11 protein-coding genes are annotated in these 11,871 nt (G+C 60.6%); 7 read left to right on the forward strand and 4 right to left on the reverse strand.

The annotated features are described in order from the left end of the window. Both mnmG and ACH2EH_RS14785 read right to left on the reverse strand, forming a co-directional pair. On the reverse strand, positions 1–1,385 hold a 1,385-nt coding region (gene mnmG, locus ACH2EH_RS14780; protein WP_395142810.1), incomplete at its 3' end, for a tRNA uridine-5-carboxymethylaminomethyl(34) synthesis enzyme MnmG. A gap of 44 nt (positions 1,386–1,429) precedes the next feature. Then, on the reverse strand, positions 1,430–2,299 hold the full coding sequence (locus ACH2EH_RS14785) for a universal stress protein (RefSeq protein ID WP_395142811.1): 870 nt from the start codon (positions 2,297–2,299) through the stop codon (positions 1,430–1,432). A gap of 94 nt (positions 2,300–2,393) precedes the next feature. On the opposite strand from ACH2EH_RS14785, the gene nth reads away from it, so the two are divergent. The 7 genes from nth to ACH2EH_RS14820 all read left to right on the forward strand — a co-directional run bounded on the left by nth (position 2,394) and on the right by ACH2EH_RS14820 (position 10,282). Further along, positions 2,394–3,143: an endonuclease III domain-containing protein gene (gene nth / locus ACH2EH_RS14790; RefSeq protein WP_395142812.1), complete on the forward strand. Its 750-nt coding sequence runs from the start codon at positions 2,394–2,396 to the stop codon at positions 3,141–3,143. A 3-nt stretch (positions 3,144–3,146) separates the two neighbouring features. Continuing rightward, positions 3,147–3,740: an outer membrane lipoprotein carrier protein LolA gene (locus ACH2EH_RS14795; protein WP_395142813.1), complete on the forward strand. Its 594-nt coding sequence runs from the start codon at positions 3,147–3,149 to the stop codon at positions 3,738–3,740. Between the two features lie 25 nt (positions 3,741–3,765). Beyond that, entirely contained in the window at positions 3,766–5,607 is a 1,842-nt protein-coding gene (locus ACH2EH_RS14800; RefSeq protein WP_395142814.1) for a hypothetical protein, read from the forward strand. Positions 5,608–5,681: 74 nt separating this feature from the next. Beyond that, positions 5,682–6,593, forward strand: coding sequence for a polysaccharide deacetylase family protein (locus ACH2EH_RS14805; RefSeq protein WP_395142815.1), 912 nt, complete (start codon positions 5,682–5,684; stop codon positions 6,591–6,593). Between the two features lie 48 nt (positions 6,594–6,641). After that, a complete protein-coding gene (gene tatC / locus ACH2EH_RS14810) occupies positions 6,642–7,760 on the forward strand; it encodes a twin-arginine translocase subunit TatC (protein WP_395142816.1) in 1,119 nt (372 codons plus the stop codon). Beyond that, a complete protein-coding gene (gene nagA, locus ACH2EH_RS14815; RefSeq protein ID WP_395142817.1) occupies positions 7,760–8,890 on the forward strand; it encodes an N-acetylglucosamine-6-phosphate deacetylase in 1,131 nt (376 codons plus the stop codon). Before tatC ends, nagA begins: the two co-directional genes overlap by 1 nt. Positions 8,891–9,043: 153 nt before the next feature. Next, positions 9,044–10,282 carry an aspartate aminotransferase family protein gene (locus tag ACH2EH_RS14820; RefSeq protein ID WP_395142818.1) on the forward strand — a complete coding sequence of 413 codons (1,239 nt, stop codon included), beginning with the start codon at positions 9,044–9,046 and terminating at the stop codon, positions 10,280–10,282. Here ACH2EH_RS14820 and ACH2EH_RS14825 read toward each other — a convergent pair. Together ACH2EH_RS14825 and ACH2EH_RS14830 are read right to left on the reverse strand one after the other, a co-directional pair. Then, on the reverse strand, positions 10,237–11,280 hold the full coding sequence (locus ACH2EH_RS14825; protein WP_395142819.1) for a UDP-N-acetylmuramate dehydrogenase: 1,044 nt from the start codon (positions 11,278–11,280) through the stop codon (positions 10,237–10,239). The two genes, ACH2EH_RS14820 and ACH2EH_RS14825, sit on opposite strands and share 46 nt — an antisense overlap. 145 nt (positions 11,281–11,425) lie before the next feature. Beyond that, positions 11,426–11,871 (reverse strand): RNA recognition motif domain-containing protein (locus tag ACH2EH_RS14830; protein WP_395142820.1); only part of this gene is annotated, 446 nt, incomplete at its 5' end.

An 11,871-nucleotide genomic window follows, 5' to 3' on the forward strand; every position in this document is an offset into this window, starting at 1 on the left:
TGGAAGATCTCCCACTGGGCATCGCCCACCAGGCCGAGGGAGCGGCCCATCGGGGTGAGGCGCAGGTCGGCGTTGTCGTTGCGCAGGGTGAGGCGAAACTCCGCGCGGCTGGTGAGCAGGCGATAGGGGTCGCTGACCCCCTTGGTGACGAGATCGTCCACCATGACACCCATGTAGGCATCGCTGCGGGTCAGGCTCCACGGCTTGCGGCCCTGCACGTAGAGCGCCGCGTTCACGCCCGCGATCAGCCCCTGGCCTGCTGCCTCTTCGTAGCCCGATGTCCCGTTGATCTGCCCGGCAAAGAAAAGCCCCTCGATGCGCTTGGTCATGAGGCTTGACGTGAGCTCGGTCGGCGGGACGGCATCGTACTCCACGGCGTAGCCGGGCTTGAGCATCACGGCATCCTCTAGGCCGGGGAGCGTCTTGACAAACTCCGCCTGGACTTCGGCGGGGAGGCTCGTGCTCATGCCCTGCACATAGACTTGCGGCGTGTCCCAGCCCTCGATCTCCAGAAACACCTGGTGGCGCTCTTTATCGGCGAAGCGCACCACTTTATCCTCAATAGACGGGCAGTAGCGCGGCCCGACCCCCTCGATCTGTCCGCCATACATCGCCGAGCGGTGGAGGTTCTCGCGGATGACTTGATGGGTCGCTTCGTTGGTCCACGTCAGATAGGCCGAGAGCAGGCCATTGTGCAGGCGCTTGGGTGTCCGAAAGCTCAGCGAAGGGCAGTCGGGCTCGCTTGGCTGCGCCTCAGTGCGTGCAAAATCAATCGTGTTCTTATCCATCCGGGGCGTCGTGCCCGTCTTGAGCCGCAGCAGCGGAAAGCCCAGTGAGGATAAGCTCGCCGAGAGCCCATAGGCCGCCGCCTCGTCGTTGCGCCCCGCCTCCCACTTATCCTCGCCGCGATGGCAGAGCCCGCGCAGAAACGTCCCCGTCGTCACGACGACCGTCTTGGCCAGAAGCTGCGTCCCATCCGAAAGAGTCACGCCACAAATACGCCCGCCTTCTTCGATCAGCGCTTCGACCATTGCTTCACGCAAAGTGAGATTCGGCTGGTTTTGGAGATACGCCTGCATCGCGGCGGGGTACTTCTCGACATCCACCTGCGCCCGAATCGCACGAACGGCGGGGCCTTTACCCGTGTTGAGCATCCGGATGTGCGTGAGAGTGGCGTCGGAGATGACACCCATCGCCCCGCCTAGCGCGTCTACTTCTCGCACCACATGGCCTTTTGCCGGGCCACCAATCGAGCAGTTGCACGGCAGCCACCCAATCCGATCCAAGCGCCCTGTCACCAGAAGCGTCTTGCAGCCCAGCCGCGCCGAAGCCAGTGCTGCCTCGCACCCCGCGTGCCCGCCCCCGATTACAAGAACATCAAACATACTGCTATTCTATCGCCGCAGCGGGCGATGTTGGCAAAGTTGCACTACGCCCGCAGCACCAGGACGCTCTTCGGGCAGGTGGTGACGGCGCGGAACGAGGTGCTTCCCAGGGTGAGGCGCTCCAGAAGCGTGTGGCCTTTTGCGCCAAGCACCAGCAAGTCCGCCCCCGTTTCCTCCAGCACGGCTTCAATAGCCTGGGAGATTGAGCCTGTGGCGACGTGGCTGTGGATGGCTTCGGGGGGCAGGCCGAGCTTTGCGCCCAGAGCCGCTGCCGCTTCGGCGCTCACTTCCTCGGGCTCACGAACTGGCCGACCGTAGACCTCTTGAGCGATCTCCTGGGCAAGGTGGTTCATGTCGGCTTTAAAAGCAGTCGGCAGGACATGTAGTAGCGTCAGCTGCCCCACTCCTTGGGGCGACCAGCCCGCTAATTTCTCCAGTGCTTTCTCCAAATATTCGGAGTGATCCGTACAGACCAGGAGTTTTAGGGGGGCTTGGGGCGGTGTCCCTCGGGTGAGAAGCACACTCTGGGACGCGCCCTCGACCAGGGCACGGGCAACGCTACCTAGCAAAAACGCCGCTAAGCCCCCCTTATTAGAGCCACGCACGGCGATCATATCTGATTTCGTCTCGTCGGCACGGTTGAGCAGCTCCGTCGTCTGGTTGCCGATCCGCACTCGCACGGGAATGTCTCCACTGTGCTCCCGCAGAGTCGTCTCTATTTTGGTCGCCGCTTGCTCCTGTAGCTGCTCGGACTTACCGGCAGCAAGGAAGGGATCCAGTGCCCAGACGGTTCCCGCTTGCGAGGGCACCACGTGCATCCATTCCTGTGTTATGTTTTGAAAACCAAAGCCCTTCACCCAGCCCGAGACTTCCTCAGCCCCGTTGCTGTCCTCCACACCCACAAGCACACGCATAACTTACCTCCGTTTCCTAGGGGTATTGTAGCCGCTTACGTGTGCTCTCGCCTCCACGGCTTGGCGGATTTCGGGATAGGGTAAAATTGCACCCGTGAAGAAAGCAAGTGCGGGGTGGGTTTGTGAGGAGCTAGACAAAGAATACGGGATACTTCAGTGGCGCTCGCACGGGGAGCCACTGGAGGCGTTGATGCAGACCATTCTCTCCCAGGCAACGTCGGATGTAAATAGTGGGCGTGCCTTTGATAGCCTACGGCGGGCGTTTCCGGGCGGCTGGGACGAGGTGCGTCTTGCGGAAGTGCGAGAGATCGCCGCTGCCATTCGCTGCGGCGGGCTCGCCGATGCCAAGGCACCGCGCCTGCGCGCTGTGCTTCAGGAAATTTATGAGAGGGTCGGCACGACGGATCTAGAGTTTTTGAAGACAACGCCCACCGAGGAGGCGAAGGCGTTTCTCAACAGCTTTCACGGAGTGGGGCCAAAGACAACGGCGTGTGTTCTAATGTTCTCGCTAGGGCGCCCCGTGCTGCCCGTGGACACCCATGTCTATCGCGTTTCGCACCGACTCGGGCTCATTAGCGAGAAACTTGGGGAGGCAAAGGCACACGCGGCGCTCCAGAGCCAGCTCAAAGATGCCGAGGTTTATCCGTACCATGTGCATCTTATTCGGCACGGGCGGCGGGTCTGCCTAGCGCAGCAGCCGCGCTGCGAGGAGTGCGTTTTGGCACCACGCTGTGCCTACCGACAGCAAGGCGGTAGAATGGGTAAAAAATATCTGTCACAAAATTTACCCATAACGCTCCATGGATTGAAGGAAAAGGCAGGAGACGGGTCGAACAAGGCGTAAGCGATGCAAAAAGCACCACAACTGAAAAATGCAACAAAGCGGGCGCTCTCACGGGCGAACCTGGCCAAGACGGCACAGTTTACTGTGACAACTGTCATGGCTCCCAAGAGCGGCTCCAAGGACACACAGGTCTTTCAGGTGGCTGTGAGTGGTGCCAAGGCGCGTATGGACTACAAAGACAAGGCGCTCGGGGAAGTGCGTTATGTCGTTAATGAGAAGGGGGCCTTCTTCTTTATTCCCGCCAACAAAGCGGCACAAAAGATGAACCTCAAGATTGAGGATGGTCTCAACACCGTGTTTTCGCAAGCCAGCGAGGTGCTGGCCGGAGCACAGAAGACGGGCAAAGCGACAGTTGCAGGGATCGCTTGCGACATCTACACAAACCCACGCACGGGCTCTGTGGTGTATCTGGGCACAACACCGGGGTTTACGCTTCCGGTTAAGCTAGAGATTAAGAATGTGGGAGGGGTGCAGACCATGCAAGCCTCCCAAATCAAACTGAACGGAAGTATCCCGGCGGCGCACTTTGCGCTTCCGGCGGGCACGCAGGTTATCGAGGGACAAGGCGGGCCGACAGGGCTGCCAGGCTCCCGGTAAGAACGTTTTTATAAGTGAGGATAGTATGCAGAACAAGGTATTAGGCACGCTTCTCGTCACCCTTGGTGTGACAGCGGTTTCCGTAGCTCAGGAGGTTCGCTTCCAGGTTGCCGGTCCGCAGAACGGAGCGACCGTACGTGAGACCGTCAAAATTCGTATTCCCCGTCCCGCTCTGGAAGGGGTCAAGTACCTCGCTCTGGGAGTGGATGGTAAGTTTCGCGCGGGTGTCATGATTCCTGAGCAAGGCCGCGAGGTAAAGACCGACCTGATCTACACGGATAAAGTCGGGGTGATGGTGAACCTGCTCTGGAACACCAAGGCCAAGGTTCGCGATGAAGAGACTCAACTGGTTCTGGATGGCGTCGAGGACGGCCCGCACACTCTGGAGCTGATCGCCTATGATGCGAGTAATAAAAAGATTGGCAAGCAGACCCTGACCCTGACGGTGAACAACCGGGGCGATCTGCGGATGCCTTCGGATGGGATCTCGCTTGCCTACCGTTTCCAGGTAGGAGAGCAGAGCCAGTACCGCCAGCGTACGGATGTCGAGTTTGTCAACGATGCCAAAGTGCCCACCACCACAGTCGCCCCTCGGAGCCGCAGTGGGTATGCCTCTGCCGGACGTGGTATGGGGGGTATGCAGGGTGGCCGTGGAGGCATGCAAGGTGGCTCCGGTGGCATGATGGGCGGCGCTGGTACCGATGACGGCGGCAGCATGATGGGTGGTGGTGGCCCCGGCATGGGTGGCCGTGGAGGCATGCAAGGTGGCTCCGGCAGCATGATGGGCGGCCCTGGGGGCAAGATGGGCGGCCCTGGGGGCATGAGTGGCTCCGGCGGTATGATGGGCTCTGGCGGCATGCAAGGCGGCATGATGGGGGGCGGCATGATGGGCGGTGGCGGCGGCATGCAAATGGGCGGTGGCATGCAGGGGGGCAACCCCTTTGGCGATGGCCAACCGGCAGGGCCGTTCCGGCTTCCTGTTCAGACTGTCAAGGCCAACTACACCCGCACAACGGAAGATCGCCTTGGGCCCAGCGACTACTTCATTCGGGATCGGGTTCAGGATGGCAGCATTTCCTCTCCTGCCGGTTCTGCGAAACTGCAAGATATCTACGACTTCAAGTCGCGCTACCGCACGGTAAGCTCGTCCGGTAGAGTGCTCGATCCAGGGATCGCCAATGGGGCCCGGCCGGGTGCCTATGTCGCACTGCCCATGATTGAGCTGGGCGGTAAGCGTCGCATCGGCCAAAAGTGGACCACTCGTGCGCCGATCTTGCTGGAGTGGGCAACTCTGGATGTCCCTACCATGGTGCCTTGTACCAATGTGCTGGAAGGGCTGGAATGGGAGAGTGGCTACCAGTGTGCCAAGATCCGTCAGACCTACAACGCGCAGGGCAATGTGCAGATCTTTGGTGGTGCGGGAAAGATCCAGAATGCGAAGATCAAGATGGATCGGACGATCTGGTTCAGCTATAAAGCGGGCAAGATCATCAAGACAGAAACCCTCACCGAAGTCGAAGGCGATGCCCCTTCTGACATTCTTAACGCCATGGTGCCTCAGTCGGGTGCTGGTGGTGGGATGATGGGCGGCGGCATGATGGGCGGCGGTATGGACGGTGAGGGGAGTATGATGGGGGGCGGCATGCAAATGGGCGGCGGCGGCATGATGAGTGGCTCTGGCGGCATGCAGATGGGCGGTAAAATGGGCGGCTCTGGCATGCAGGCGGGAGGAAGCTCTGGCGGCTTTGGCGGCATGCAATCTGGCGAGCAGCTTGAGTCTCCTAAGATGCCCGCTAAGTTCCGCTCCGTGACTGTGGTGGAGCTGGTCATACCCGCTCCTGCCCTCAAGACGGCTCTCAAAAAATAGGGAGTGTCTCGTAGCACTCCAGACCTCCCTGACGATTCAGGGAGGTCTTTTGCTTTCTGGAAAGACCAACACAAATGCCCAAGCGCACACAAATGCCCGAGCGCACTCTCGCTGAGCGGCTTGGCTACAAAGCCACCGATAAACTACTACTGATCCACGCCGACGACGTGGGGATGTGCCACTCTGTCAACGTCGCGACCACGGAGGCGATGGAGAAAGGCGTCGTGACCTGCGCCAGTATCATGGTGCCCTGCCCTTGGTTCCCGGAGATCGCGGCCTACTGCCGTGCCCACCCCGAAAAAGACTTTGGACTGCATCTGACCCTAACAAGCGAGTGGCAACACTACCGCTGGCGACCGCTGACCTCCGCTAAAGAAACCCCCGGCCTGCTCGATAAAGAGGGCTTTATTCATCGCAATGAAACGGATACGGCGCGTTTCGCCAAGCCCGCCGAGGTGGAGAAAGAGATCCGAGCACAGATCGCGCGTGCCCGAGAGTTCGGAATCAAGCCCACGCACATAGACTCGCACATGGGGACACTCTTTGCCGGGGTTTTCTACCCTGTCTACACAAAAGTGGGCCAGGAAACGGGCCTCATGCCCATGGTGCTCTACCCAACCCCGGAGCGTGTCGCGCAGGCAAAGACCGAGTTTGGCTTCGATGCTCTGGTCTCCCACCAGCAGCTCAAGAAGCAGAACTTCGTCTTCCTGGACTATCTCAAAGAGGGCGCCGAGGGCAAGACTCTGGAGACCCGTCGCAAGCACTACTACGATTCCTTTCGTGCCCTGAAGCCCGGTGTCACCGAATTTATTGTTCACCTGAGCCTCGATGATGCGGAGATTCGCAATATCACTGGCAACTGGGAAGCGCGTTGGAACGAGTACCAGATCATGACCGATCCGCGTACCCGTGCACTCATCAACGAGCTGGGCATCAAGCTGATCGGCTACCGTGAGCTGAGTCGCCTCGCCTTCAAACCCGAGTAAGTCCGAAATTTTGGGGCGCATTTTTTCGCCGATATAATAGAGCTTGCCATGGCACTATTCGGAAAAAAGAAATCTCTCCCTTCAGATGGTCAGATGGAGCTCATCGAGCATCTGGCCGAGCTGCGCAACCGGATCTTCCGCGCGGTGCTCTATCTTGTCGTGGGAATGACGCTCACGTACAACTTCTTCAAGCCTCTCTACAACCTACTGAATGAGCCGCTCCAGAGAGCGCTTGGGCAGCACCATGTGATTGGTGTCATTAAGCTAGACTCGGTGCAGGATGCGTTTTTCCTCAAGCTCCAAGTGAGCTTCTTTGCTGGGCTCGCAATCACTCTGCCGCTACTTGTGATGGAACTGTGGGGGTTTATCCGTCCCGCCCTCACCGATAAAGAGCGTGAGCCTGTTAAATTTCTTGCTCCCTTCTCTGTTTTACTGTTTCTCGCAGGAATTGGAACCGGATATGCTGTTCTTCCACTCGCTTTTGACTGGATGGTTGGCTATATCAGTGAGATTCCCGATGCAGAGCTGCTACAAGATGCCGCAAAATATATCTTGCTGGCAGTGAAGATCATTCTCGCTTTTGGAATCGCTTTCCAGCTTCCGGTCATTCTGCTCTTTCTGGCACGGGTTGGAATTCTGACATCGAAGATCATGACCACCTACTGGCGGCATGCGGTGGTGCTTATCGCGGCGCTTGCGGCGATTTTTGTGCCTTCTAACGATCCTGTGACCATGCTCATGATGGCCTTTCCGATGGCGGGCCTCTATCTGCTCTCGATTAGCCTCGTCAGAGCTTTTGAGCCCAAAGAAGATGGCTCCAAGACCAAGCCACTGGGGACGATGATCCTGGTGTCGCTTGCTCCCGCCATCATGCTGAGCGGTGTGAGCTACTGGATCATGCGTCAGCGTGCGGTGCCGATGCCCGCCAAGCCCGGAATGGTGGCGGCCACTCCCATTCCTACTCCTACCCCTAATCCTGCTGCGACACAGAGCACCGAGACGCGCTTGGCGGCATTGGAAGAGAAAGTGGAGAAGCAAGCTGAGGAACTCAAGGCACTTCGTGTGGCACTAGAGCAGAAGAATCCCTCCCCATCGCCTGCACCTTTGGCTACTCCGGAGCCGACTCCTAACCCCATTACGCCGAACATGCCGCAGGACGGGCGCTGATGGAGCTGCGTAACGCCCGAATCGTCACGCCGGGGCGCGTGATTGAGAACGGCAGCTTGAGCGTTGCCGAGGGACGGATCGTAGAAATTACCGAGGTCAGCGGCACGCCGTCGGGCCTGACGGTCTTACCTGGCTTCATTGATCTGCACATTCATGGCGGCGGCGGCGCAGACACCATGAATGCCACCCCCGAGGCACTGGCGACTCTCTGTCGCACACATGCGGCGCATGGCACGACACGCTTGCTCGCCACCACGATCACACAGAGCCGGGAAGCGATCACGGCGGCGCTCGTTAATGTCGCCGCATCAACGGAGCCGGTGCTCGGTGGTATTCACCTCGAAGGCCCGTATATTAGCCCCGGCAAGCCTGGTGCACAGCCAAAGGAGTTCGTGCGCAGCTACGACGCTGAGGAGTTCGCAGGCTGGTTGACGGCGGCGCAGGGCAAGCTGCGTCAGATCACCCTCGCGCCGGAGCAGCCCGGCGGCGACGCGCTCATGGCCGCTTGCAACGCCGCCGGGATCATGATCTCGCTGGGCCACACCGATTTAACCGCCGCACAGACGAAAAGTGCGCTCGATGCGGGCGCACGGCAAGCGACCCATCTCTTTAATGCGATGAACGGGATTCACCATCGTAACCCCGGCCCCGTTCCCGTCTTCCTCACGGATCCACGCGCTCGTGTGGAGATCATCGCCGACGGCCACCATGTCGCACCGGAAGTCATTGCGATGGTCTACGCCGCCGTCGGCCCGACGCGCTTTATCGCCATCACCGACGCGATGGAGGGCGCGGGCAAGGGCGATGGGATCTACGGCTTGGGTGGCCACAAAGTCACGGTGACCAACGGAAAAGCCACGCTCGCCGATGGCACGCTCGCCGGTTCGCTACTTTTGATGGATCAGGCCGCACGAAATCTTCGCGCCTGGTGCAATCTCGGCTGGCTAGAGCTCGCCCAAGTGACCGCCACCAACGCCGCCGACCAGCAAGGCTGGCACGACACAGGCCGCCTCACCGAGGGGGCTCTCGCCGATCTTGTCGTTGTGGACGAGGATCTCAACGTCCAAGCGACGTATGTTGCCGGAAACTGCGTTTATTCGAGGGAACAAGTTCCTCTCGCTGAGGGCTAACGCCGGTGACCCTCCGGGTCAGGAAACGCATTCATGGACCCATTCCCTCTGCATCAAACCGACGTCGAACCCTGGAAATGGTACGGAAAACGATACAATACCCTATGATCCTGACCATATTGTCCCCCCGCCGGGCGGGGGTTAGGGGGTAGGTTGCTCCCCGGCCCGAAATCCCGCGCCCTCGCCGCTACCCTGCGCCGCTTTGAGTCCCCTAACGTCACGTTTCTCGCCGACGATGGCTCGTTTCCGATCTTCTGGGAGGAGGCGCACGGCTGCACGGTGATAGACGCCGACGGCCAGCGCTATCTTGACCTCACGGCGGCGTTTGGCGTGGCGAGTGTCGGGCATACGAACCCCGCTGTCTCGGCAGCGATTGCGGCGCAGGCCAAAAAACTGATTCATGGAATGGGCGATGTGCATCCCAGCCGTATGAAAGTCGAACTGGCGCAGAAGCTGGCCGAGATGACGCCGGGGGATTTGGGTGGCGCACTCTTTGGCACGTCGGGCGGCGATGCCGTGGAGGCCGCGCTGAAGACGGCGCGGGTCTTTACCGGCAAGCCCGGCGTGGTCGCGTTCACCGGCGGCTACCACGGGCTGAACCTAGGGGCGCTGGCCGTGACACATAGAGCGGATTTTCGCGCACCGTTCGCTGGGCTGATCGCGCCTTTTGCCGTGCATAAACCCTACGGCGAGCCGCTGGAGAGTTTGCCCGAGAGCGTGGGGGCGGTGCTGGTCGAGCCGATCCAGGGGCGCGCGGGGATTATCGTCCCGCCGCCCGGCTGGTTGGAGTCGCTAAAAATTTTGTGTGAGAAAAGTGGCGCTGTTCTCATTCTGGATGAGGTCTTCACGGGCTGGGGGCGCACGGGTAGCTGGTTCGCCTGCGAGCACGAGGGCGTGACTCCCGATATTTTGTGCGTCGGCAAGGCGCTGGGCGGAGGGCTTCCAATCTCCGCGTGTCTTGCACGGCCCGAAGTGATGGGGGCGTGGGGCGTCTCGACGGGCGAGGCGCTGCACACCTCGACATTTCTGGGCAATCCCCTCTGCTGCGCCGCCGCCCTTGCCGCACTCAGCGAGCTGGAGCGCCTTGATGCCCCGGCGCTCGCCCGTGAGCGCGGGGCGCTGTTTACCGAGCACTTGGAGCGGCTGGCGGCGCGGTTCCCGGAGACGATTCTCGGCGTGCGGGGGCGTGGACTGATGCTGGGAATCCAGCTCTCCGGTGCGTTTGCAGGAGAGCTAATGGTTAAGCTGCTCGATCGTGGCGTGATTGTTCTGCCTGCGGGCGACGGTGATATTCTAGAGTTCACCCCGCCGCTGGTGATCTCTGAGGAGGAAATCCAGCAGGCCGTTCAAGAGCTGGCGGCGGTGATGGCCGTTGCGCCTTCGGGAAGCTGAGTATCGGGGAGGAATCCAACAAAGATCGGCTCCGGGTGCAGGGTGATGTTCCATTGCTGGTGGACATGTTCCTGCACCCTTTTTGCTGCCTCGACCACGTCGGCGGCTGTCCCAGCGCCCTGGTTGACGAGCGCTAAAATATGCTTGCTCGAAAGCCCGATGCCGCCCGCTAGTGTCTGGCCACGGCTCAGGCCGGAGCGCTCGATAAGCCACGCCGCCGGTACTTTCACGCTGCCATCGGGCTGGGGAAAGCGTGGGGCATCTGTGGGGACTTTGGTGGCATCGAGAATCGGATTCTTGAAGAACGAGCCCGCACTGCGGCTATCGGGGTCAGCAGCATCAACGACCATGCCTTTTTTTGCCCGAATCTGCCGCACGGCTGTCGCGACTTCTGTAAGGCTGGGGGAGGCACCGGGGCCGAAGTGCTGGGTGAGATCGCGGTAGGCGAGATGCGGCGGGGCGTTTTCTTTGAGGGAGAAAGTGACTTCAAGGATCAGCCAGCGGCCCAGCTCGTCGGTGTTGAAGCGGCTCTGTCGGTAGGCAAAGTGGCACTCGTCGCGGGAGAAAGTGCGCACCTCAAGGCTCTGTCGGTTCAATGCCATCACGGAAACAATCGTCTCCGAGACTTCCTGGCCGTAGGCTCCAACATTCTGGATGGGAGTTGCGCCTACGGTTCCAGGAACTCCCGCAAGGCATTCGATTCCCGCTAAGTTTTGGGCGACACAACGATCCACAAAAGTGTCCCAGTCTACTCCTGCCCCGCTGGTCAGGCCGCTCTGGGTCGTGAGTCTAGGATGAAGCACAAGTCCTGGCCAGCCGGAGTCGGCGATAACAAGGTTGCTGCCACCACCGAGAATGAAGACGGATAGGTGCTGGTTCCGTGCCTGCGTGAGCGCGTCATGAACCTCCGACACCGTGGTCGGGGCGCAGAAGAAACGCGCAGGGCCACCGATGCCCAAGGTTGTCTGTGAAGCGAGAGAGACTCTTTCCGAAAACACAAGAGTTAGTGTATCGCATGCCGAGAGCTAGGTGTCCCTGGCACAAAGAAAAGAGTGCCCTGGTGACGTCGGAGATTTTACTCTTTCCGCATCCTCGGGGCACTCTGTGTTCAGGGGCTGGGTATTTTAATACCTAACCAGGGGATTACCAGCGTCCGCCGCCACCGCCGCCACCGTAATCGCCGCCGCCGGAGCGTCCGCCGCCGCCGGAGCGTCCACCACCACCGGAGCGTCCACCACCACCGCCGCCATAGTCACCGCCGCCGCCGGAGCGTCCGCCACCGCCGCCGCTGTAGCCGCCACCACCGCCGCCGCTGTAGCCACCGCCACCACCGCCGCTGTAGCCACCACCGCCGCCGCCGCCGTAGCCACCGCCACCACCGGAGCCACCGCCACCACCGGAGCGTCCACCACCGCCGCCGCCGCCTTCTTCACGAGGACGTGCCTCGTTGACGGTCAGGGAGCGCCCCCCGTAGCTGGAGCCGTTGAGGGCCGCAATTGCCTGCTGCGCCTCATCGCTGCTTCCCATCTCGACGAAGCCGAAACCACGGGACTGACCGGAAAACTTATCCGAGACCACCTGTGCATCGT

The sequence above is a fragment of the Armatimonas sp. genome (genome assembly GCF_043760365.1).
Classification (GTDB): domain Bacteria; phylum Armatimonadota; class Armatimonadia; order Armatimonadales; family Armatimonadaceae; genus Armatimonas.